Source organism: Streptomyces bullii, from assembly GCF_042657145.1.
Classification (GTDB): Bacteria; Actinomycetota; Actinomycetes; order Streptomycetales; family Streptomycetaceae; genus Streptomyces; species Streptomyces bullii.
The window spans coordinates 116,400-138,532 of the sequence record NZ_JBHSNY010000009.1 but is presented as its reverse complement, the minus strand read 5'-3'; the positions used below and the strand labels follow the sequence as shown (position 1 = coordinate 138,532).

Annotated in this window: 20 protein-coding genes and 1 pseudogene; 9 read left to right on the top strand and 12 right to left on the bottom strand. The window is 72.3% G+C overall.

Annotated features, from left to right (window positions below):
* Nucleotides 1-46: 46 nt before the first annotated feature.
* Nucleotides 47-2,839, bottom strand: coding sequence for an ATP-binding protein (locus ACFPZJ_RS25700; protein ID WP_381026082.1), 2,793 nt, complete (start codon nucleotides 2,837-2,839; stop codon nucleotides 47-49).
* A gap of 440 nt (nucleotides 2,840-3,279) precedes the next feature.
* On the opposite strand from ACFPZJ_RS25700, the gene ACFPZJ_RS25695 reads away from it, so the two are divergent.
* From ACFPZJ_RS25695 to ACFPZJ_RS39905, 5 genes and pseudogenes are all read left to right on the top strand, one after another.
* On the top strand, nucleotides 3,280-4,020 hold the full coding sequence (locus ACFPZJ_RS25695; RefSeq protein WP_381026079.1) for a restriction endonuclease: 741 nt from the start codon (nucleotides 3,280-3,282) through the stop codon (nucleotides 4,018-4,020).
* 214 nt (nucleotides 4,021-4,234) lie between these two features.
* Nucleotides 4,235-5,179, top strand: a complete 945-nt coding sequence (locus ACFPZJ_RS25690) for a UTP--glucose-1-phosphate uridylyltransferase (RefSeq protein ID WP_381026077.1) — start codon at nucleotides 4,235-4,237, stop codon at nucleotides 5,177-5,179.
* A gap of 137 nt (nucleotides 5,180-5,316) precedes the next feature.
* On the top strand, nucleotides 5,317-6,201 hold the full coding sequence (locus ACFPZJ_RS25685; protein WP_381026076.1) for a hypothetical protein: 885 nt from the start codon (nucleotides 5,317-5,319) through the stop codon (nucleotides 6,199-6,201).
* A 69-nt stretch (nucleotides 6,202-6,270) separates the two neighbouring features.
* Nucleotides 6,271-6,606 (top strand): annotated as a pseudogene (locus tag ACFPZJ_RS25680) (maltose acetyltransferase domain-containing protein); the annotation flags it as partial.
* Between the two features lie 12 nt (nucleotides 6,607-6,618).
* Nucleotides 6,619-7,437 carry a TetR/AcrR family transcriptional regulator gene (locus tag ACFPZJ_RS39905; protein WP_465269684.1) on the top strand — a complete coding sequence of 273 codons (819 nt, stop codon included), beginning with the start codon at nucleotides 6,619-6,621 and terminating at the stop codon, nucleotides 7,435-7,437.
* A gap of 24 nt (nucleotides 7,438-7,461) precedes the next feature.
* On the opposite strand, the gene ACFPZJ_RS25675 is transcribed toward ACFPZJ_RS39905, so the two are convergent.
* Entirely contained in the window at nucleotides 7,462-8,277 is an 816-nt protein-coding gene (locus tag ACFPZJ_RS25675) for a transferase (protein WP_381026661.1), read from the bottom strand.
* Between the two features lie 86 nt (nucleotides 8,278-8,363).
* Nucleotides 8,364-9,629, bottom strand: a complete 1,266-nt coding sequence (locus tag ACFPZJ_RS25670) for a glycosyltransferase family 4 protein (RefSeq protein WP_381026073.1) — start codon at nucleotides 9,627-9,629, stop codon at nucleotides 8,364-8,366.
* A 262-nt stretch (nucleotides 9,630-9,891) separates the two neighbouring features.
* Between ACFPZJ_RS25670 and ACFPZJ_RS25665 the strand changes: the two genes are divergently transcribed.
* Both ACFPZJ_RS25665 and ACFPZJ_RS25660 read left to right on the top strand, forming a co-directional pair.
* Nucleotides 9,892-11,670, top strand: a complete 1,779-nt coding sequence (locus tag ACFPZJ_RS25665) for a histidinol-phosphate aminotransferase family protein (RefSeq protein ID WP_381026071.1) — start codon at nucleotides 9,892-9,894, stop codon at nucleotides 11,668-11,670.
* Nucleotides 11,667-12,470, top strand: coding sequence for a phosphatidate cytidylyltransferase (locus ACFPZJ_RS25660; RefSeq protein WP_381026068.1), 804 nt, complete (start codon nucleotides 11,667-11,669; stop codon nucleotides 12,468-12,470). Before ACFPZJ_RS25665 ends, ACFPZJ_RS25660 begins: the two co-directional genes overlap by 4 nt.
* 228 nt (nucleotides 12,471-12,698) lie before the next feature.
* On the opposite strand, the gene ACFPZJ_RS25655 is transcribed toward ACFPZJ_RS25660, so the two are convergent.
* Nucleotides 12,699-13,244: a tellurite resistance TerB family protein gene (locus ACFPZJ_RS25655; protein WP_381026065.1), complete on the bottom strand. Its 546-nt coding sequence runs from the start codon at nucleotides 13,242-13,244 to the stop codon at nucleotides 12,699-12,701.
* A gap of 298 nt (nucleotides 13,245-13,542) precedes the next feature.
* Here ACFPZJ_RS25655 and ACFPZJ_RS25650 point away from each other — a divergent pair, with 298 nt between their 5' ends.
* Nucleotides 13,543-14,376 (top strand): class II glutamine amidotransferase, encoded by an 834-nt coding sequence (locus ACFPZJ_RS25650; protein ID WP_381026062.1) that lies wholly within the window; start codon nucleotides 13,543-13,545, stop codon nucleotides 14,374-14,376.
* Between the two features lie 37 nt (nucleotides 14,377-14,413).
* Here the strand turns inward: ACFPZJ_RS25650 and ACFPZJ_RS25645 are convergent, their stop codons facing one another.
* Together ACFPZJ_RS25645 and ACFPZJ_RS25640 are read right to left on the bottom strand one after the other, a co-directional pair.
* Nucleotides 14,414-14,659, bottom strand: coding sequence for a hypothetical protein (locus ACFPZJ_RS25645; protein ID WP_381026060.1), 246 nt, complete (start codon nucleotides 14,657-14,659; stop codon nucleotides 14,414-14,416).
* A complete protein-coding gene (locus ACFPZJ_RS25640) occupies nucleotides 14,656-15,711 on the bottom strand; it encodes a glycosyltransferase (RefSeq protein ID WP_381026058.1) in 1,056 nt (351 codons plus the stop codon). The genes ACFPZJ_RS25645 and ACFPZJ_RS25640 overlap by 4 nt, the downstream gene beginning before the upstream one ends.
* Before the next feature lie 56 nt (nucleotides 15,712-15,767).
* On the opposite strand from ACFPZJ_RS25640, the gene ACFPZJ_RS25635 reads away from it, so the two are divergent.
* Nucleotides 15,768-16,334 carry a hypothetical protein gene (locus tag ACFPZJ_RS25635; protein WP_381026055.1) on the top strand — a complete coding sequence of 189 codons (567 nt, stop codon included), beginning with the start codon at nucleotides 15,768-15,770 and terminating at the stop codon, nucleotides 16,332-16,334.
* 114 nt (nucleotides 16,335-16,448) lie between these two features.
* Here the strand turns inward: ACFPZJ_RS25635 and ACFPZJ_RS25630 are convergent, their stop codons facing one another.
* The 6 genes from ACFPZJ_RS25630 to ACFPZJ_RS25605 all read right to left on the bottom strand — a co-directional run bounded on the left by ACFPZJ_RS25630 (nucleotide 16,449) and on the right by ACFPZJ_RS25605 (nucleotide 21,985).
* Nucleotides 16,449-17,009: a DUF488 domain-containing protein gene (locus ACFPZJ_RS25630; RefSeq protein ID WP_381026052.1), complete on the bottom strand. Its 561-nt coding sequence runs from the start codon at nucleotides 17,007-17,009 to the stop codon at nucleotides 16,449-16,451.
* Nucleotides 17,010-17,092: 83 nt separating this feature from the next.
* Nucleotides 17,093-17,353: a hypothetical protein gene (locus ACFPZJ_RS25625; protein WP_381026049.1), complete on the bottom strand. Its 261-nt coding sequence runs from the start codon at nucleotides 17,351-17,353 to the stop codon at nucleotides 17,093-17,095.
* A gap of 77 nt (nucleotides 17,354-17,430) precedes the next feature.
* Nucleotides 17,431-18,792, bottom strand: coding sequence for a GH1 family beta-glucosidase (locus ACFPZJ_RS25620; protein WP_381026046.1), 1,362 nt, complete (start codon nucleotides 18,790-18,792; stop codon nucleotides 17,431-17,433).
* A 36-nt stretch (nucleotides 18,793-18,828) separates the two neighbouring features.
* On the bottom strand, nucleotides 18,829-19,668 hold the full coding sequence (locus tag ACFPZJ_RS25615) for a carbohydrate ABC transporter permease (RefSeq protein WP_381026659.1): 840 nt from the start codon (nucleotides 19,666-19,668) through the stop codon (nucleotides 18,829-18,831).
* A 14-nt stretch (nucleotides 19,669-19,682) separates the two neighbouring features.
* Nucleotides 19,683-20,666 carry a carbohydrate ABC transporter permease gene (locus ACFPZJ_RS25610; RefSeq protein WP_381026043.1) on the bottom strand — a complete coding sequence of 328 codons (984 nt, stop codon included), beginning with the start codon at nucleotides 20,664-20,666 and terminating at the stop codon, nucleotides 19,683-19,685.
* Between the two features lie 5 nt (nucleotides 20,667-20,671).
* The gene (locus tag ACFPZJ_RS25605; RefSeq protein ID WP_381026041.1) at nucleotides 20,672-21,985 is read right to left on the bottom strand and encodes an ABC transporter substrate-binding protein; all 1,314 of its coding nucleotides are present in this window, start codon (nucleotides 21,983-21,985) and stop codon (nucleotides 20,672-20,674) included.
* Nucleotides 21,986-22,133: the final 148 nt, after the last annotated feature.

Genomic DNA, 22,133 nt, shown 5'->3' with positions numbered 1-22,133 from the left:
GCGCCTGGCCGGTCCGCCCCGGACGGCTACCGAGCGGCCACGACGGCTACGGGGCGGCCTTGGGCGTGAGGCCCAGGCCGGTCAGCGCGGCCGTGCCGGCGGCGGCGTGCTCACCGCCGGCCAGCAGTAGCGTGCGCGCCGACTGGTAGGGGCAGCCGGCCGCGTCGAACGCGGCAGCGGCGGCGAGTTGCCGCGGCAGGTCGCCGTCGAGCAGGGCCTGCGCGCGGTCCACCTGGGCGGTGGCGACCGGGTTGCCGGCGACCACGGCCCGGGCCGCGGCGATCCGGGCCGGGGCTTGCGGGTGCCCGGCGAGTACCGCCGCCTCCGCCCTGAGAGCCACGTACCAGTGCAGCCAGATCCAGCACACCCACTTCCACACCTCGTCCGGCTCCGGCGCGACCCGCTCCAGCGCCGCGTCCACGTCCCCGTGGTGGAGCAGGACCATGGCGTCGAAGACCGCGCCGTAGCCGTGCTGGTGCTGCGGCGCCGTGTCCGCCCGGTCGACGACAGCGAGCCAGGTCGCGCGGGCCTCCTGATCGGCGCGCAGGCCGTGGATCATGGCGACGGACGCGGCTGCCGCGCCCAGGGAGAGCGACCGCTGCCGGCCGCTCTGCTCCCACGCGTCGAGGAAGCGCACGCTGCGGGTGAGGACCTCGTCGGCATGGCCGGCGAACGCGTCCGCGACCAGGATCCAGGACGTGGCGTGGTGGCCCGCCTCGGCCAGCAGCGGATGGTCGGCGAGCTGTCGGCCCCACCGCCGGGCTCGCGACAGCTCGCCCATGCCGAGGGCGGTTCCCGCCGCCATGGCGAGGGCGTCCGTCATCTCGTGCACAGCGGCGGCAGCCGGCGGCGCGGAGGCCAGGATGTCGGTCCGGCGCCGGGCGGCGGCCGCGGCCGCGAAGGCGTCACCGGCCCAGCTTTGGGCACCGGAGAGCGCGTCGAGTGCGGCGGACTGCGCCACCGGGTCGCCCGCGCGCCGGGCGAGCGCGACGGCCTGCTCGGCGCGCTCGACCGTCTCCCGCGCGGTGTTGTCGGCGTCTCCCTGCAGCGCGCCGTACGCGTCGGCGAGCACCGCCGCCTCGGCCAGTGCGATGGCCGCCCGGGCGTCGGTGGCGTCGCCGGACAGCTCGCGCGCCTCCTTGAGCAGGGCCGTCACCTCCTCGACGGGGGGAATCCGCGTGAACGAGGTGGAGAAGCGGTACGCGACGGTGGCGGCTGCCGCCAGGTCGCGGCCAGCGCTGACGTTGTCCCCCGCCCGGTGGGAGGCCTCCGCGGCGGCGCGGTGCAGCCGGAACATGTCGTCGCCGAGCCTGCGGCACCCGGCCACCGCGGCGGCCTGCCGCAGCGCCGCGGCACCGGCGGTGTCGTCGGCGAGCCCGGCCGCCTGCTCGTAGCGCTCTTGGGACTCGCCGAGCAGGTGGCGGGCGAAGGCCAGTTCGGCCAGGGACACGGCGAGACGGTACGCCTCCGCACGCAGTTCCGGCCGGCCGGCGGCCCAGGTGAGGGCGGCCCGCAAATTGTCCGCCACGCCGTCGAACCGGGCCCGCCACTCCCCACCGGACGCTCCGGTGAGGGCGGCCGCGCCGGTCAGGCACCACGCCACGTGGCGGGCCCGGACATCGGTCAGCTCGCCGGCGTCGGCCAGTCGCTCCGTCCCGTACTGCCGGATGGTCTCCAGCGCGTGGTACCGGGTGCCGCTCGCGGACGGTGCCACGGTGAGCAGGCTCTGCTCGGCGAGCCTGCCCAGCCCGTCGACCACCGCGGCCGGGTCCAGCGGGGCGAACCCGGCGACCTCGGCGGCCGCCTCGGTGGTGAACGGCGCGACGAACACCGACACGCGGCGCAGCAGTGCCTGCTCCCGCGGCTCCAGCAGGTCATGGCTCCAGTCCAGCACGGCCCGCACAGACCGGTGCCTGTCGTCGGCGCGGGGCCCGCCGGTGAGGATCCGCAACTGATCGGAGAGGCCGGCCGCGAGACCGTCCAGTCCGAGCGTGGGGCACCGCGCCGCGGCCAGCTCGATCGCCAGCGCCATGCCGCCGAGCCGTTCGCAGACGGCCACGACTCCCTCGTACGCGGCCGGGCCCGGCGGCGGGCCGACGGCGGCCACCCGGTCCATGAACAGGGCCACCGCCTCCGATTCGCCGCCGCCGGCCCGTGACAGCGGCGGGAGCGGGAAGACCCGCTCGAACGGCACCATCAGTCTGGCCCGGCTGGTCACGAGCACCCGTAACCTGGGGCAGGCCGCCAACAGCCGCTCCAGGAACGGCGCCACTCCGTCACGCACCTGCTCGCAGTTGTCCAGCACCAGCAGCGCCCGGCGATCCGCCAGCGCGGCCGACACCGCGTCGTCGACGCGGTGCCCGGGTTGTTCACCCAGCCCCACGGCCGCCGCGACCGCCGCTCCGACGCGGCCGGGCTCGGTGACCGGGACCAGGTCGACGAACCAGACCCCGTCGGCGAAGTCGCCTGCGGCGTCCGCCGCGACGGCCAGCGCGAGGCGTGTCTTGCCCACCCCGCCCGGGCCGACCACGGTCACCAGCCGGTGCGCCTTCACCGCCTCGGCCAGCTCTCTGCGCTCCCGCACCCGGCCGATGAAGGCCGTCAGCGGTGCCGGCAGCGCGGGCGCCGAGCGCGACTGTTCGGCGCGGGCGCACTCGGCCGCGTGCCGGGCGAGCGCCCGCCGGTCCGGCAGTTGCAGCTTGCGCAGCAGCGAGGAGACGTGCGACTCGACGGTGCGCACGGAGATGACCAGCCGCGCGGCGATCTCCGCGTTGCTGAGGTACTCCCCCAGCAACGCGAGGACTTCGGCTTCCCGGGCGGAGATCACTGGAGTGGACACCGCCTCATTATCCGGGGCGGTGTCCGGGCCGGTGCGGCGAGTTCCCCGAGCGGCGGAGGTGCCCTCTCGTCGCGCAGCGCGAGGAGCTCACCGGCCGGTCGCTGTCGTACGGAGCCGTCCTCGGCGAACGTCACCTCGCGCGGCAGGGTCGGCAGCCCGGCCGAACCGGCCACGCGCACCCACGCCGGCTCGCCCAGGGAGGGCGAGAGCGGGGGCTGCCCGGCCGCCGCGTCCGTCCGAGCACCGGGCCCCGGCCGGTAAGGGCCACGGCGCCACCCTGGCCACGCCCCGCCGGGCCGGGCGGGCCGGACGGGCCGGACGGGCCGGACGGGCCTGGCGGGCCTGGCGGGCCTGGCGGGCCTGGCGGACGATGAAGAGCCCGATCTTGGGCATTCGGTGGGAGTGATCTTCATATCGGTCCAATGAGGGGGCTCATCACCGTGGCCACACCTGCGCGTCGTACACCGCCGGCGAACCGCCGCCGTGCGTTCGACCTCCGCTCGACCGCCCTGTTCTTCGTCTTTCTCGCCGTGGTCGTGAGCGTTCTGGGGTTCGCGGCCCGTACGGTGGCCGCCGCCGTCGAGCGGCGTCCCGCCTGGGCGTTCGCCCTCGTCCTCACAGGCGTCGCGGGCTTCATGGGTCTGCGGCGCCGGTTGCACGTGGCGAGAGCGGCACGTCGGGCCGCGGCCGCGCTCGACGAGGCGGCGAGGGAAGCAGCCGACGAGTTGGAGGCTCCGGTGATTCCCCGCCAGCGCCAGGCCGTGGCGCCCGACGTCGACTACGACGCCCTGACCCCCGAGGAGTTCGAGGCGGCGATCGCCGCTCTCTGCGCACGCGACGGCTGCTCTGCCGTCGAGGTCGTGGGCGGTGCCGGGGACCTCGGCGCCGATGTCGTGGCCGTGACCCCCGACGGGCGTCGTGTCGTCCTGCAGTGCAAGCGCTACGGTGACGCGAACCGGGTCGGCTCCCAGGACCTGCAGCGCTTCGGCGGCACCTGCTTCACCGTCCACGAGGCCGACGTCGCCGTCCTGGTCACCACGAGCGACTTCACCACGCCGGCGGTGGAGTACGCCGACCAGTGCGGGATCGTGTGCGTGGACCGGCAGACCCTCCTGGCCTGGACGGACGGCACCGGGCCTCGGCCCTGGGAACTCGCCCGGGAAGCCCGGACGTGGCAGTGAAACGACCTCGTCGCACTCGACGGCGTCACGTCGCCTCGGCCTGAACCGGTCGAGCGGCCCGGCCCCCTCACGGTGCCCGTGTGGCCCTGGCGCGGCTCGCACCGGGCGCGCCGCCCCGCCCAGCGGCACGGCTTGTCGACCGCACGGAAAACCCTGCGCTGGTAGCGTCGACGGAGCCGCTCCAGGCATGGTGTCGTTCGTCCGAGAGAGACTGATGTCCCCCACCATTCGCAGAGCCGTCATCCCCGCCGCGGGCCTCGGTTCCCGCCTGCTGCCCCTGACCAAGGCGACGCCGAAGGAAATGCTGCCGGTCGGCGACAAGCCGGTGATCGAGCACACGGTCCGCGAGCTGGTGGACTCCGGCATCACCGACATCACCATCGTCGTCTCCGCCGGCAAGAGCCTGATCCAGGACCACTTCCGACCGAACCCCGCGCTGGTCGCCCAGCTGCGCGCCGACGGCAAAACGGCCTACGCGGACGCGGTGGAGGAGGTCGCCGAGCTGGCCGCCCAGGGACACATCACCTACCTCGACCAGCAGGGCCCGTACGGCAACGGCACGCCCGTGCTGAACGCCGCCCGCAGCTTCCGCGACGAACCGGTCCTGGTGCTGTGGCCCGACGACGTCTTCGTGGCCGAGGTGCCCCGGGCCCAGCAGCTGATCCGCGCATACGAGAAGACGGCCTGTCCGGTGCTCGCCCTGATGCCCATGAAGCGCGCGGAGTCCCAGCGCTACGGCGTGCCGGTCGTCAAGGAGGACCTCGGCGACGGGATGCTGCGGATCACCGGCCTCGTGGAGAAGCCGAAACCGCAGGAGGCCCCGTCCGATTTCGCGGCCATCGGCGGCTACGTCATCACGCCCGGCATCGTCGACGAGCTGCGCGAGCAGACCCGCCGCTGGTACGAACACAGGACCGGCGAGATCTACCTGACGGACGCGATCAACGCCTACGCCGCGAGCCGCGCGGTGTACGGGCAGGTCATCCAGGGCCGCTGGTACGACACCGGCAACCCGGCCGACTACCTCGTCGCCCAGATGGCCTCCGCCCTCGCCCATCCCGAGTACGGCCCCGTCCTGCGCCGCCTGGTCCAAGAACTCGACGCCGACCGCCCGGGCACGGGCTCCGACGACTCCGGCAGCAGCGACAGCACCCCCTGACCGCACTCGCCGGTACGGAGCAGCTGTCCCCACGGGACGCCCCCGGCACCGTGGCGATCGGCCGGGCCGCCGGGGGGCCTGCCGTCGCCACCTCTGGGAAGATCGGTGTGGACTCTCGTACGGGGAGGAGGAGGCCCGTGGACTTCGACACGGTCGCCGACGAGCTGTACGGGCTGCGGCCGGAGGACTTCACCGCCGCCCGTAACGTCCGGGCGGCCGAGGCCCGCACGGCCGGCGACCGGGCTCTCGCGGAGAAGATCGCCAAGCTGCGCCGTCCCAGCCTGTCGGCCTGGGCCTGCAACCTCCTGGTCCGCGAGCAGCCCGGCGAGGTCGAGCCGCTGCTCCGCCTCGGGGAGGGCCTGCGGCAGGCCCATCGCGACCTGGACGGCGGGCAGCTGCGAGAACTGAGCCGCCGACAGCACGCCCTGATCACCGCACTGGCCCGGCAGGCGAGGCGGCTTGCCGCCGAGGCCGGTCACCCGGTCGGGGAGGACGTCCAGCAGGAGGTCGAGTCCACCCTGCACGCCGTCCTGGCCGACCCCGACGCGGCCCGGGAATGGGCGGACGGCCGGCTGGTCAAGCCGTTGAGCGCCGCCGTCGGCTTTCCCACGGCAACGGAGAAGGCCGTACCGCGCCGCACACCGGGCCCGCCGCCCTCGTCGGGTCGTTCCGCGCCCGCGGCCCGCAGTGACGCCGAGGCCGAGGAGAGGCGACGAGAGATCGCCCGGGCCCGGCAGGAGGTCGAGGAGGCCCAACGGGAACTGCGGGATCGCGAGGAAGGCGCCGCTGCCGCCCACCGCGAGGCGAAGGACGCCCAACAGCTGGTGGAACGGCTCCAGCGGCGCGTCGACGAACTGACCGAGGAACTGCGGCGCGCGAGGGAGGAGCAGCGGCAGGCCCGCACGGCCGAACGCGCGGCACGCGAGCGGGCCCGGACCGCCGACGGACGCGCCGCAGAGGCCAAGCGCCGGGCCGACAGCGCAACCGCGCAGCTCCCAGGCCTGATCGCACAGGACCGGTGACGGTTGACGCGCTCACCGTAGGGCGCTCCTGAGCACTTCCGTACGTCCCTCTGCCGGAGCGCCGTACGCATGCCGATGGACTACTTCGCGGACGACCCGCGCACGAACCTGGAGCGCATGATCGCGGGCGACCTCTACATCGCCGACGATCCCGAGATCGCGCGCCGGCAGCAGCAGGCCGTCCGCCTGGCCGCGCGCTACCAGGCCGCCTACGTCGAGGACGCCGACGCCGCCCGGCCGCTCCTCGCCGAACTGCTCGGCGCCCTGGGAGCGGAGGCACACGTGCGGCCGCCGCTGTACGTCGACTACGGCACCAACATCACGATCGGCGCGCGCACCTTCGTCAACTACAACCTCACCGCACTGGACGTCGCCGCCATCACCATCGGTGAGGACTGCGCCGTGCCCCTGGGATCGATGACCTACCACTTCAGCGGCATGGACGACCTCCTGCGCGAGGCGTTCCGGCATTTCACCGACCACGTCGTCGCGCTGTTCGACACTCACCTGGCGCCCCCGGCCGACCCCGAGGAGGCCAGAGCAGCGGTGGCCGACCTCATCCACGCACTGTCCGAGGGAAGCCAGCGCGGCCTGATCCTCACCCAGGAGCTCTACACCCTCGCCGCACGCCGGCCCGCCTACCGGGAACTCACCCAGGAATGGATGGCGCGCAGCCGCGTCCACCTGGAGAGGCATGTCGACGCCGCCACCGCGCGCCAACCGGACGCCCTCATCGAGGGACTGGCACTGCACCGCGCCCTGTCCCCCGTCCCCCACGACCGCGCCCTCACCCTGGAGCCGTCACGCGCATCACGAGCACGGGACGACGCGCCCCTTAGCCGCCCGTGCGGCACACACCTGACCGCTGTGCCGCACGGGCCGTACGCGGTGGGCGAGGGTCAGTCAGGCGGGCAGCGTCCGTGGGGCTCGTTTCCCTCAGTGGTTATGAGCCCTCAAGCGCACGGCCAGTTGCCGCAGGCATCGGTGGTACTGGATTTCTTCAGCTTCGGTCATCAGGGGTTGAGCCTGGTCCAGATGCATGGCGCAGTCGCGCAGTATGCGATGGCGCTCTGCGCCCAGGGAGCCACTGTTGTTGTGCCAGGTGGCAATGCACCCGGCGATGGCCGCGTCGAGCAGGACCATGTCGATGCCGGCCAGCTCTGCACCACGCAGTCCGGCAGGGAAGTCCGTGCCTGCGGCATCAAGAAGCTGCCGGTCGAGGTCGCGCTCGTCTGAGCCGCGCCGAGCGCTGGGCCGCCCTCAGCCGGCCGTGGTCACCTCGATCGAGAGGTCGTTGCCGACCGTGTAGTAGGGGCGCAGCGCGCGACCGTCCACCGCGATCGCCGGACAGACGTGGACGTGCTTGCGGTCCGCGAGGTCGTCCAGCAGACGGCCGATCCGGATGGGCGGTGCCCCGGCGGCGGGCTGGACGAAGAGGTCCCAGATCGCGCCACCGCTGCCCGCTTCGGGCACCAGGTCCTCCGGGGCGGTGGTGAAGAAGAGACTCCTGCCGTCGTCCGCGGCTCGGGGCCGCACGGTACGGACGGTGTCCGCGCTGCCGCGCAGGCGCAGCCGTACGGTGGCGTCCTCGCGAAGTTCCGCGCCGTGCAGCCGGGCGCCGACCGTGATCGCCCGGTCCGTGGCGTCGATCCGGCGAACCTCCGCGTGGGCGGCGCGCAGCCACGCCCGCAGGGCGAGGAAACCGTCCTTCGTGACGTACGGGAGCCGGACGGCCACCGGGGAGGGCCGGTCGCGCAGGTGACCGTCGACGAGGGCGCGCAGGTCGCACAGTCCGGGACGCAGCCTGTGTCGTTCGGCGCCGGGCTCGGGGAGCAGGTACACGTCCCAGCGGCCCTCCGCGAGCGTACGGCGCGGCTCCAGCACGGCGCGCCATCCGCCGTCGGCTCCGGCGGGCTCCAGGTCGATGAGGTGCCGGGTCTTCTCGGGCTCTCCCTTCTTGGGCCGCAGGCGTATCAGCAGGCGGGGACGGGCGGCCGGTCCGGCCGGAAGGTGGAAGGTGATGCGGCCCTCCGCGTCGACGGTGCAGTCGGCGCGCAGGTGTTCGTGCTGCTCCATGTGGTCCGTGCTCTCCCCGCGTCCGGTCTGTTCCCCGGGCTCCACGTGGTCCCCGGGCGCTGTGTCCGGCGTCGTGCCCTGCGTCCTCATCGCCGTCCCCTCCGCAGCAGGCGCAGGGCGTCCACGGCGGCGGCATGCGCGATGTCGCGCGCGGCATGGCCCTGGCTGATCAGCACGCCGTGTGCCGGTCCTGGTGCTGGTGCGGTCCGCTGCCCAGTGCTCCTGGTCGAGACCGCCTCCCGGAGCAGGCGCTCGGCCTGGGTCACGACGGGGCCCGGGGCGAAGCGCCGCGCGTTCTCCAGGGCGGCCCGGCCCATACGGCGGCGGCGTTCGTCGTCGCCGACGAGTTCCAGCAGCGCCGCCCCCAGGGCGTCACGGTCCCCCACCGGGACCAGGCGGCCGTCGACCCCGCCCTTGATGATCTCGCCTGGCCCGTAGGGGCAGTCGGTGCTCACCACGGGCAGTCCGCAGCGCATCGCCTCCACGATGGTCATGCCGAACGGCTCGAAGTCGGACGTGGCCGCACCGATCGAGGCCTTGACCCATTCGGCTTCCATGGGAGCCGCCGGGCCCATCAGGAAGACGTTGTTCCACAGACCGAGCTTCTCGACGAGCTGCCGCAGCCTGTCCTGTTCCTGTCCCTTGCCGTATATGCGCAGCTGCCAGTCCGGGAACGCGGCGGCGACCTGGGCGAACGCCTCGATCAGCAGGTCGTATCGTTTCACCGGAACCAGCCGACCCGCGGCGATCACGACCTTGGCGGTGCCGTCGGCGGCCGGCAGCACCGGATCGGGGACGCTGTTCGGGAGCGCCTCGACGCGTACGCCGGGCAGCCGCATCTTGCGCCGGTAGGCGGCGGCGTCCGCTTCCGTGACGGTGGTGATCACGTCCAGGTGGCGGTAGACCCGGCGCAGGCCGGCACGCAGCCGCGGCGGATGGTTGTCGAGGGTCAGGTGTTCCTGGCCGACCCGTATGACGCGCCGCGGGGCCTGGAGCGCGATGTGCACGTTGAGCCCCGGCCGGGTGCCGATGACCACGTCCGCGTCGATGGCCTCGAGGCATTCGGCGATCCGCTGGTCCGTCAGCTCGCTGTACTGCTGGTAGCGGTACTCGGCGGAGGGGAACACCCTCGCCGGTCTCCGATGCAGCGGATGTCCCTTATCGGTCCGCAGGTCCACCAGTGCCCGCAGCCCGATCCTGGGGTCCGGGGTGAGGCTGGGATGCTCCCGGTGCCGTAACACGGAGACGATTTCCACCTGATGACGCTCGGCCATCGCACGGGCCAGATTGAACGTGGTGGTGATCGTGCCGCCGATGCCGTACGCGTTGTGCAGCAGGAAAGAGATCTTCATGGTGGCCTAGACCTCGCCAACTTGCCGTAAGTTGCCCGTCGTTACCGGTCTGTGGCCATGCCTGTCCGGTCGGTGCGCACCGGGCAGTGGATACCCGGCAGGGCCGCCCGCTCCCTGCGTGAGGTCGTGTCCTCGCGGCCGCCTCCTGCACTGGTGCCGCTGCACGCCTGAGTACGCGTACTCAGACCGGCTGTGTCTCTTGGCTCTCACACGGCGACTCCCTGTTCCCGACGATGGGACCCCCCTGTCGAAAGAGGTGTTCATGGGCCGTGACCTGGAGCTGCGTGCCGCCACGCCGGAGGATCTCGAGTGGATCCACGAACTGCGTCACCGGGTGTACGCACAGGAGCTGGGCCAGCACGCGCCGAACCCGGCCGGGCGGCTGCGCGACGGCCTGGACGGCGACAACGTCTATCTGGTCGCCGCGCGCGGCACGGCCCGCGTCGGCTTCGTCAGCCTGACGCCGCCGTGGGTGGGGCGGTACGGGCTGGACAAGTACCTGACCCGCGACGAACTGCCGCTGCTCGACGAGGGCGATCTGTTCGAGGTGCGCATCCTCACCGTCGAACCGCGCTGGCGGGCCACCGCGGCGGCCCCGCTGCTGATGTACGCGGCGCTGCGCTGGATCGCCGCGCGGGGCGGTCGCCGGGTGGTGGCGATGGGGCGCACCGAACTGCTGTCCATGTACCAGGCCACCGGCCTGCGCCCGGTCGGCCGCACCGTGCACAGCGGCGCGTTGACCTTCGAGGTGCTCACCGGGGAGGTGACCGAGCTGACGAACCTCACGCTGGGCCGTTACCGGGCCCTGCTGGAGCGTCTGCGGGCCGACGTGGACTGGCGGCTGGACGTGCCCTTCGCGCCGGGTCCGGACGGCTGCGAGCACGGCGGCGCGTCCTTCACCGCCCTGGGCACGGACTTCCGCAGCCTGAGCCGGCGTCATCAGGTGGTGGCGGCCGATGTACTGGATGCCTGGTTCCCGCCGGCTCCCGGAGTCCGCGCGGCGCTCGCGGAGGATCCGGACTGGGCCGCCCGGACCTCACCGCCGACCGGCGCCGAGGGCCTGCTCGCGGACATCGCCGTCTCCCGGACGCTGCCGGTGGAGACGCTCGCGGTCGGAGCCGGTTCGTCCGACCTGATCTTCCGGGCGTTCGGCCGGTGGCTGACCCCGGAGTCCAGAGTGCTGCTGACGGACCCGTGCTACGGCGAGTACGCCCACGTCACGGAGAGGGTGATCGGGTGCCGGGTGGACCGGCTCCGGTTGCGCCGTGAGGACGGCTGGCGGATCGATCCGGACCAGCTGTCCGCCGCCGTCGGATCCGGTCGCTACGACCTCGTGGTGGTGGTCAACCCGAACAATCCCACCGGGCGCCACGCGCCGGCCGCGGAACTGCGCTCGGTGATCGCCACCGCGCCGCCGCGGACCCGCTGGTGGATCGACGAGGCGTACATGGGCTACGTCGGCCTGGAGGAGTCGCTCGCCGGTCTCGCGGCGACGGACCCCCGGGTGGTGGTCTGCAGCTCACTGTCCAAGATGTACGCACTGTCCGGCATGCGGGCCGCCTACCTGGTGGCCGAGCCGGTCACCGCGGCGCGGCTCCGCCGGTGGACACCGCCCTGGCCGGTCAGCCTCCCGGCCCAGCTGGCCGCGGTGGCGGCCCTGCGTGACCCGGCGTACTACAGCGGCTGCTGGCGCCGCACGCACACGCTGCGCCGCCGGCTGGCCACCGACCTGGCCGGGCTGGACGAGGCCGTCGTGGTCGAGGAGGCCGTGGCCAACTTCCTCACGGTGAACCTGCCGTCCGGCGGACCGAGCGCCGCACAGCTGGTGGCCGAGTGCCGCCGCCACGACGTCTACCTGCGCGATCTGTCGCCGTTGTCGCCGCAGTACCAGGGCCGCACCGTGCGCATCGCGGTCAGGGACACCGCCGAGAACGCGCGCATCGTGGCGGCGTGCCGGGCCGCCCTGGACGCGCTCCGACCGGCCTCGGGCTCGTTCGGGGCGATGCCCGCGCGCCGTCCCACCGCCGGACACGCTCGATGATCACCGTGGCCTCCCTGGCGCCCTACCTCGGCGGGGCGCTGGTGCTGGGCGGGGTCGCGGTGGCGGCCTCCCGGCGCCGTGAGCTGCTGATCCGGTGGTGCGCCTGGGCGGTCGGGGTGCCCCTGGTGACCGCCGCGTTCTGGTGGGGCCGCCCGGGCACCGCGGTCCTCGCCCTCGTGGTCGGGGTGATCGCCGTGCTGGAGTTCGGCGGGCTGGTGGGGCTGGGCCGGGCGGACCAGGTGGTGCTGGCCGCCGCGGTGGTCAGCGTGGTACTGGCCGCCTGGCTCGCGCCCGGGCAGGTGGTGCGGGTGGCCGGGGTCGGGGCGCTCGCGGTGGCCGCGGTACCGCTCCTGGCCGGGGACGCCGAGCACGGTCTGCGCCGGCTGGGGGCCGGCCTGCTCGGGCTTGCCTGGCTGAGTCTGCCGGCCGCGCTGGTGCCGCTCGGAGCGAGCGCGCTGGCGCTGTTCGTCGCGGTCTCGATCGCCGACATCGTGGCGTACTTCGCCGGCCGGAGGCTGGGCGGGCCTCGGCTGTCGCCCCTGTCACCGGCCAAGCGGTGGAGCGGAACCCTGGCCGGGGCGGCGGCCGGCCTCGCTGTGCTCGCCGTGCTGTCTTCACTGAGCTGGCCGATGGCGATCGCGGTGGCGGTGGGCGGTCCGGCCGGCGACCTCCTCGAGTCCATGGTCAAGAGGGGGGTGCGGACCAAGGACGCGGGCCGCTGGCTGCCCGGTTCCGGCGGCCTGCTGGACCGGATCGACTCGCTGCTCGTCGCGCTGGCCGTCCTGCTCGTGCTGCGCTGACCGTCACGGTCACCGACCGGACAGCCACCGGACGGCACACGGACAGGGACCGGACAGAGACCGTGACCGGTGGGCGAACGTCCCGTCCCCTGAGCTGGGCGGAAGATCTCACCGCCGTCTCCCCGCCGACGCCAGACGACGCGGAGACGACGCCGAGGCCACAGCCCGTGGCCTCGGCACTCATCCGCCGGTCACCCGGTCGCCGCTCACGCCCTCACGGCGTGCGGCTCACAGGCCGAATTCGGCAGGGGAAACGCCCAGCGCGCCGCACGCTTCCCTGATGACGGACGCCTCGGCCTGGGAGAAGTGGCCGTCGGCACCGGCGACGACGATGCCCGTCTGGACCACCGCCCGGGCCTCCGTCGGGTTCTTCGCGGCCTTCGCCAGGACCTGCAGCGCCTCGCTCTTGCCGACCTGGAAGTTGCTCATGAGCTGGTTCACATGCCGGTTGAACCGCTCGCGCAGCTGCTCCGGCGGGAAGTTCTGCAGTACCTCGTTGCCCAGGATCATCGACTCGACGTGCTGCCTCTCGGCAGGGTCGACATGTCCGTCCGCGGCGGCCACCAGCGCGCACATCGCCATGCTCGCGTCCCGGTAGGCGCCGCTCTTCAACTCCGCCTTGAGTGAGCCGAGTTGGGACTTCAGCACACCCACCAGCTGAGCGCGTGACCCGCCGCCGGACGGCCGGCCGTGCCCCGCGCCCGCGGAGCCTCCGTGGCCCTGCGACTGCTGCAGGCCCTTGGCCTGTTCCTTGATCCGGTCCCAGATCGCCATCGGCGCCCCTCGTCGTACACGTCGTCATTCGTCCATCGGGTCACACCCGAATGGTGTGCCACCCGGACAACGATCGCACCCGTCGACGAAGTTCCGGCTGAGCCGGGCCGACGTGTCCGGCAACGGACTGCGTACGGGCGGAGTGGGTCTCGTACGGCACTCGTCACAGCGCTCGTACGCATTCCGTACGGCCCCCCATAGCGGCCCGGCAGCCGGGCGGCTCGTACAACCCCGGTAGCCGGGTACCTCCACCGGCGGCACAGTGAGAAACGGAACCGCAGGACAGGAGGGTGATCGTATGTGCCGGTGGCTTGCCTACTCGGGTACGCCCGTGCTCCTCGAGGCGCTTCTCTACCGGCCCCAGCACTCTCTGATCGACCAGAGCCTGCACGCGCGGCTCGGCGCGGAGACGACCAACGGCGACGGCTTCGGCGTGGGCTGGTACGCCGACGACAGGGGCACCCCGGCCATCGTCCGCGACACCAGCCCGGCCTGGAGCAACCGCAACCTGCGGGAGCTCGCCTCCCATGTGAGGTCAGGGCTGTTCTTCGCCCACATCAGGGCCTCCACCGGGACGGCCGTCCAGCAGACGAACTGCCATCCCTTCCGGCACGGCCGCTGGATGTGGATGCACAACGGGGCCATCACGGATTTCCACCGGCTGCGCCGGGACCTCGCCCTGGCCGTCGACCCGGCACTGTTCTCCAGCATCGAGGGCTCGACCGACTCCGAGATCATGTTCTTCCTGGCGCTCACGTTCGGGCTGGACCAGGACCCGCCCGGCGCCGTCGCCCGGATGGCGGGCTTCGTCGAGGGCCTCGGCCACGAGCACGGTGTGCAGCACCCCCTGCAGATGACGGTGGCGGTCACCGACGGGGAACGCACCTGGGCCTTCCGCTATTCGAGCGCTGACACCCCGCGTTCGCTCTTCTTCAGCAGCCGGGTCGAGACCCTGCGCAAGCTCCATCCGGACGTGACGTTCCTGCAGGAGGTGGGGGACGAGACGCGCCTGGTCGTCTCCGAGCCGCTGGGGGACCTTCCCGGCGCCTGGAACGAGGTCCCGGACTCCAGCTACCTCGTGGTGCAGCCGGGCACGGACGAGCTGCGCGGCTTCGTTCCCGTGTCGCCGTAGAGCCAGCCGGGGGGGTGAACCGCCGGCGGCTCCCGCCTCACCGGGCATCGCGACCGCACCGCTCGATGAGGTCGGCCGCGGTACGGAGCCCGTCCCGGGCCCGGATGACCTCCGACGCCTCCCGCAAGGTGCGCCGCAGGCGCCGGTCCCCGAGCAAGGTCTCCACGGCGTCGTGCAGTTGACGGTCGGTGAAGCGGTACGGCTCCAGACGGACGCCGTAACCGAGCTCGGCGACCCGTTGCGCGTTGTCGTACTGGTCCCAGAAGAGGGGCAGCACGATCATGGGCTTGCCGAATGGAAGCACTCGGTGGTCGTGTTGTTGCCGCCGTGCGTGATGACGAGGTCGACCAGCGGGAGGATGCGCGTCTGCGGGAGGAACTCCGCGCCCCACATGGTCGGCGGGAGCTCGATCCGGTCGTGCAGCGGGCCCTTGGAGACGATGTAGCGGTGCGGGGTCCGGGCCAGTGCGGCGATGACCCTGCGCATGAGGTCGACGTCGGCGGAACCGAGCGAACCGAGGCTGAAGTAGATCAGTGCGCTGTCGCCCGTGCCACCCGGTGGTTCGGCCAGTTGCTCGGGCAGGGAGAACTCCTCGTCGGTCTCCCGGACCGAGGAGTCCAGCCGGTGCCAGGTGGGGCCCAGCGGGCGGGCCTCGGTGTAGTCGGCGATCTCCGGGCACACGTACAGGTTCAGATCGCCCTCGTGGATGAACTCCAGCTCGGGCAGCGGCCGGGCGCCCTGTTCCACCACCCAGGTGTTGAACGCGGACCAGACGTCGCGGTGCGTACGGTCGTACTCGGCCCGGAAGTCGGCCCAGCCGGTGCGGTCGGCGGCCGGGTATCCGGAGAACGGCGGGGGGACATGCTCGCCCTTCATCTCCAGCGGGTTGCAGGAGACGATCCGCACGAAGGGGACTCCCGCCGTGGTCAGCGCGGGGAAGCAGACGACGTTGTCCTCGACGATAACGTCAGGCCGGACCCGGTCGACGATGTCCTTGAGCCGCGGTTCGCAGTACCTGGCGCCGGAGACGAGCTCCTCCCAGACGGGCCTCACCCAGGTGCCCAGTTGCTCGATCGTCGGCTTCCTGAACTCCGGGGCGGTGTCCCGGATGAAGTCCTTCCAGAACTGGCCTGCCTCCTGCGGCCTTTCGGGCGGCGGGGCCAGGTCGATCAGCTCCTCTTCGAAGCCGAACGGGGTGAGTCTGCCCTTCCAGGACGCCTCGGCCGCGAAGACGACGCGATGGCCTCGACGGCGTAACACGTCGCCTATGCCGACGCAGTTGTTGGTGGGACCGTACGCGCTCTCCGGCGCGAAGAGGATCGTCAGGGGTCTCATGCGCCTGTCCTCCCCCCCTTCCGGGGCGTCCGTACCACAGTTTCGGCCCCGGCACCTTGGTGTACGAGATCGAGCAGACCTCGGACATCCAGCAGCACGCCATGCGGTGGCGCATGGAGGACGGTTCGGCCCTGGACGACGAGGAGTGGCACGCCAACGTCGGGCGGCTGCTCGACCAGTGGCGGCCCGAGCACCGTCCCGACTTCCACTCCGGCCTGAGTGTGCGCGTCGACGACGGCGTGGAACGTACGGTGCTGGCCGCCGGCCCCCACTTCGCCCTGGAACGGTGGCGGGCGGGCACGCCCGCGCCGCTCGTGCGGGAGCTGACAACCGCGCACGTGCTCAGCAACGCGGGCGCCGCGGTGACCGTCGAGACGAACGGCTGGTCGGGGCGGCTGGATCGCGCCCGGAGTCTGCTGCTGCCCGCCGCGCTGGGCCGCGTACGCGTCCACGGGCCCGCCGATGTGCTGTTCGGCTACCTGCCCGACCTGGAGCGCGACGTCCGGGCGCCCCTGCTCGCCGCGGGGCACGGCGCTGCCGCCGTCGCCGCGCTCGGCGAGGGAGCCGGAGGCGGCGACGGGGCCCGAGGAACGGAAGGCGGCGGCCCGGCGGACGGGTGCTGAGCAGCGCCGGGCACGGATATGTCCGTCGCGGAACACGGCGCGACGGCACGCGGACAGTGCCGCGACCGGGCGGGCGCGCGCGGCGTGCGGATCACTGCGGCGTCCTGGGGAGTGTCATGGCGCCTTGCGCCGGCCGGAGGCCGCCGCGGCAAGGTCGTCGTACACGAGGAGCCCGTCCTGGCGCAGACGTGCGCCGGGCGTCGGGGTGTGGGGGCTGGTCCGCCCGTCGTGCATGAGGTGCCGGGCCGGTACCCCGCGGGCGAGCACCGCGAAGTCGGCGATGAGGCGGCGGTGGCAGCGCCACCAGACCGCTTCGCTGCACATCACCGCCGTGCGCACGGCGGCCGCTTCGCGCAGCACCTCGTCGAGGGCGGCGACGAACTCGGCAGAGCGTGTGTGTGCGGCGTAGCCGCGGAAGGAGGCGTTGCGCCAGACGGTGTCCGGGCTGTCCGGGGGGAGTTTGCGGAACCCGCCGAGGGCGGGTTCCCACCGGTAGGCGATCCCGCTGTCCGGCATCCACTCGGCCAGCCGCTGCCGGGACACGTCCGGGTTGCGGCGGCTGCCGGGAGCGGTGCGCACGTCCACCACGGCCGCGACCCCGGCGTGGCGCAGCAGCTCGGTGATCCGCTCGCGCCCCGCGGTGCCGTGCCCGAACGTGAGCAGAAACGTGTCCACTGTGGCTGTCCCGAGGTGTCCGGAGGAGCACGGACGCGGGTCCCCTTCGGCGTCCGTGCTCCTGGTAGGCGTGCCGTCGCCGGTTACGTGCGCCGCTCGCGCCCTGCCGCGCCGCCCTGGTCGTCCGCGGCCCGCTGGTCCTGCTCCTCCGCCTCGACACCCTCCAGCGGTTTGCCCGCCACCGTTCCGCGTGTCGGCTGGTAGCCCTCCTTGGTGCTCGCCGTGCCGGGGATCGTGCGCTCCCGTGCCTGGCTCTCCGCGCCGGAGTGGGCTCCCGGCTCCTGCTCGCTGCGCGCGCGTGCGCGCTCGTCGGCGGAGTCTGCCTCGCGGCCGGTCATCTCCATCGCCTCCGTCCTCGATCGGCGTGTCGGCTTCGCCGGGTTCCCCCCGGCCAGCGCGGGGAAACGGCCGGTCGGCAGGCTCAGCCGACGGCGGTGGCCTGCCGGTGGGCGCGGATGAGGCCGGCGTAGCGGTGGCCGCTGGCCTTGATGGTGCGCCGCTGGGTCGGGTAGTCGACGTGGACGAGGCCGAAGCGCTTGTCGTAGCCGTAGGCCCACTCGAAGTTGTCGAGCAGCGACCAGACGTAGTAGCCCGCCAGGGGGGCTCCCTTGCGGAGGGCTCGGGCGCAGGCCGCCAGGTGCTGTTCCAGGTAGTGGGTCCGCTCGGGGTCGTCGACGGTGCCGTCGGGGCCGACGCGGTCGGGGAAGGCGGAGCCGTTCTCCGTGACGTAGAGCCGCCGGACGCCGTAGTCGTCGGTGAGGCGCAGCAGCAGTGCCTCCAGGCCGTCGGCGCCGATCTGCCAGTCCATGCCGGTGCGCGGCACGTCCGGCAGGCGGATCTCGCGGGCGTGGGGGACCGGCCCCTCGGGGTCGTCGGCGACGGTGACGGGGAAGTAGTAGTTCAGGCCGTGCCAGTCGAGGGGCGCGGCTATGGCGGCCGGGTCGCCGGGGCGCTCGGGCAGGTCGACTCCGTACAGCTCGCGCATGTCGGTGGGGAAACCCCTGCCGTAGACCGGGTCGAGCCACCAGCGGTTGGTGTGGCCGTCCGCGCGTGCGGCGGCGGCGATGTCCTGCGGGCGGGACGAGGCCGGCTCGACGGTGGAGTGGTTGGTGACGAGGCCGACCCGTGCGGCGGGCGCCGCGGCGCGGATCGCCTGCGTGGCCAGGCCGTGGGCGAGCAGCAGGTGGTAGGAGGCGCGGACCGCGGCGGTGAGGTCGGTGAGTCCGGGCGCCATTCGGCCTTCGAGGTGGCCGATCCAGGCGGAGCACAGCGGTTCGTTGAGGGTGGCCCACTGGGTGACGCGGTCGCCGAGGCGTTCGGCGACGACAGAGGCGTAGGCGGCGAGGTGTTCGGCGGTGTCCCGTTCGGTCCAGCCGCCGCGGTCCTGGAGGGTCTGAGGGAGGTCCCAGTGGTAGACGGTCACGCTGGGGGTGATGCCCGCGGCGAGCAGGGCGTCGACCAGCCGGTCGTAGAAGTCGAGACCGGCGCTGTTGACCGGTCCGTCCCCGCCCGGCACGACGCGGGGCCAGGCGAGGGACATGCGGTAGGTGCCGATGCCCAGCCGCCGCATCAGGGCGATGTCCTCGGGCCAGCGGTGGTAGTGGTCACAGGCCACGTCGCCGTGGTCACCGCCGGCCGTCCTGCCGGGGGTGTGGGAGAACGTGTCCCAGATCGAGGGGGCTCGTCCGTCCTCCGCGACCGCCCCCTCGATCTGGTAGGCGGAGGTGGCGACGCCCCAGGCGAAGTCGTGGGGGAAGGCGGCGAGGTCTATCGGTTCAGACACGAAGATCCTTCGGGGAGGAACGGGAATGGGGACCGGCTACTTCACCGCGCCCGCGGTGAGGCCGGTGACGAGGTAGCGCTGGAGCAGCAGGAATCCCGCGACCACGGGGACGCTGACGACGAGCGAGGCGGCCATGATCTGGTTCCAGTACACGTCGTTGAGGGTGGAGTAGCCCTGGAGGCCGACGGCGAGGGTGCGGGTGGCGTCGTTGGTCATCACCGACGCGAACAACACCTCGCCCCAGGCGGTCATGAAGGCGTACACGGCGACGGCGACGATGCCGGGGACGGCGGCCGGCACCACGACCCGGAAGAGCGCGCCGAGCGGCCCGCAGCCGTCCACCAGCGCGGCCTCGTCCAGGTCGCGCGGCACGGAGTCGAAGTAGCCGATCAGCATCCAGATGGAGAACGGCAGCGAGAAGGTCAGGTACGTCAGGATCAGCCCGCCGCGCGAGCCGAACAGCGCGACGCCGGTGGCGTTGCCGATGTTGACGTACAGGAGGAACAGCGGCAGCAGGAAGAGGATGCCGGGGAACATCTGCGTCGACAGCACGGTGACGGTGAAGACGCGCCTGCCGCGGAAGCTGTAGCGGCTCACCGCGTAGGCGGAGAACACCGCGATCACCACCGAGCAGACGGTCGCGGCGCCCGCCACGATCAGGGAGTTCACGAAGTACTTCGCGAGGGGCACCGTCGACCAGATGTCGATGTAGGGGCGGATCGTAAGCTCGCTCGGCAGCCAGCGGAACCGTCCGGAGACGTCCGCCAGCGGCTTCAGCGAGCTGGAGATCATGACGTAGACCGGTACCAGGACGAACCCGGTGAGCAGGGTGAGGAAGACGCGCCGCGTCCACAGGAAGGTGCGGGGTGCCGCCATCGGGGACCTGTTCGTCATGGGGCGGCCCTCCGTCCGCGCGAGGTGAGCACGAGGTACACGCCCGTCACGGCCAGCAGGAAGAGCAGCAGCAGGACGGACATCGCGGAGCCGGTGCCGAAGTTCCAGGTGACGAAGGACGCCTGGTAGATGTGGACCGAGACGAGGTCGGCTGCCTCGGGCGCGGTCCTGCCGAACAGCACGTACGGCGTGTTGAAGTCGTTGAACGTCCACAGGAACAGGACCAGCACCAGGACCTGGTTGACGGGGCGCAGCGACGGCAGGGTGATGCGGCGGATCTGCTGCCACACACCGGCACCGTCGAGGGCGGCGGCCTCGTACAGCTCCTTCGGGATGTTCTGCAGTCCGGCCATCACGATGAGGAAGGCGAACGGCCAGCCCTTCCACACGGAGACGGTGAGCAGGGCGATGAAGCTGTTGTCGCCGATGAGCCAGAAGGACGGCTTGTCGGTGAGGCCCAACTGGTCGTGCAGGACGTGGTTCACCAGGCCGTTGTCGTGCTGGAACATGAACACCCAGGTGATGACCGCCGCGTAGACCGGCAGCGCGTACGGCACCAGGAACAGGGCGCGCAGCAGGCCCCGGCCGCGGAAGGTGTCCTGCATGCAGATCGCCGCCGCCGTGCCGATCAGCCAGCACAGGCCGACCGACAGCACGGTGAAGGCGACGGTGACGAGGAAGGAGTGGAGCAGGGCCTGGCCGACGGGGGCGTCGAAGTCCACCGACACCTCGTAGTTGCCGAGGCCCGCCCAGGGGGCGGTGCCCCAGTCCCGGATGTAGAACTGGGTGAGTTCCTTGAAGCTCATCACGATGCCGATCACCATCGGCACGAGGTGGACGAGGAGTTCGAGGAGCAGGGCGGGCAGGAGCAGCAGGTAGGGCAGGCCGATGCGGCGGATCCGGCCGGGGCGGCGGGGACCGCGCCCCGCCGCCCCGGGTGAGCCCTTGCGCACGGCGGGCTCGGCGATGGTGGTCGTCATGGTGCTCACTTCGCCGGCATCTGCTGCTGGGCCTTCTCCAGCGCGGCCTTCACCGACGCGGTGGTCACCGCTCGTCCGGCGGCGGCGTCGGCGAACAGTTCCTTGACGGCCGTGCCGACGGCCGTCTCGAACTGGGACTCGTCGGGGACCTGCGGCAGCGCGGCGGCGCTCTGGGCGAGGGTGTCCTTCAGCACGGCGTTGGCCGGGGTGGCGAAGGCGGGGTCGGCCTGCGCGGACTTCACCGGCGGTATCGAGCTGTAGGCCTTGTTGAGGATCTTTTGCTCGGTGTCGCCGGTCATGAACTTCACGAACTTCAGGGCGCCGTCGAGGTTGTCGGTGTTCTTGAAGACGGCCAGGTTGATGCCCGCCACCATCGAGTTGACCTGCCTGCCGGGGCCCGGGGTGCCGGACTGCACGGGCACGGGGGCGATGCCGTAGTCGTCCTCGCTCATGCCCTGGGACTTGAGGTTGGCGGCGGCTGACTGCCACAGCAGCATCGCCGTCTTTCCCTTGGCGAAGTCGCTGACGGACTGGTTCTGGGCGTACTCGGCGTTGCCCGGCGCGATGATCTTGTCCTTGGCCATCAGGTCGACGTACTGCTTGACCGCGGTGACCGCGCCGTCGTTGGTGAAGTCCGGCTTGCCGTCGGCGGTGAAGAAGCCGGCGCCGTGCTGCTGGGCGAAGACGAAGGCGTGGTGGATGTTCTCCGAGGGGTTCGAACCCTCCGCGCCCAGGCCCCACTTGCCGTCCTTGGAGAGCTTGCGGCCGTCGGCGATCAGCTCGTCCCAGGTGGCCGGCGGCTTCGCTATGCCGGCGTCGGCGAACATCTTCTTGTTGTAGTAGAGGGCGTAGGCCATCGAGTACAGCGGTACGGCGGCGGGGTCCTGCCCCTGCGCGCCGGTGGAGCCGAGCGCGGAGTCGACGAAGCGGTCCTTGCCGCCGATTTTCTCGAAGTTCTTCGCGTCCCAGGGCAGCAGCGCCCCGGTGGCCTGAAGGGAGGCGCTCCAGGTGTTGCCGATGTTGAGCACGTCCGGGCCCTGGCCCGAGGTGGTCGCGGTGAGGATCCGGTTCAGCAGGTCCGACCAGGGGACGACCTCCAGCTTCACCCTGATCCCGGTCTGCTTCTCGAACTTGTCGAGCTCCGGCTGCAGGACCTTCTTGTCGATCTCGATGCTGGCGCCCTGGTTGGACGCCCAGTAGGTGAGCGTCCTGGGCGAGTCGCCGGACCCGCCCGTCGGCGAACCGCCGCCGCAGGCGGCCGCGGTCAGGACGAGGGAGAGGGTGACGGCACCGACGGCTGCGGCTCTGACTGTGCGCATGGCTCCAGGGCCTTTCGAGGGGTGACGGGAGCGCCGGGAGGAGTCGGGACGGCGGCGCACGCCGCACACCTCGCACACCCCACGGCTTAATTCACGGCGTGAGTTAAGTCCCGTGGGAAGGTCGCGTCAAGGGCTGTCGCACAGGTAT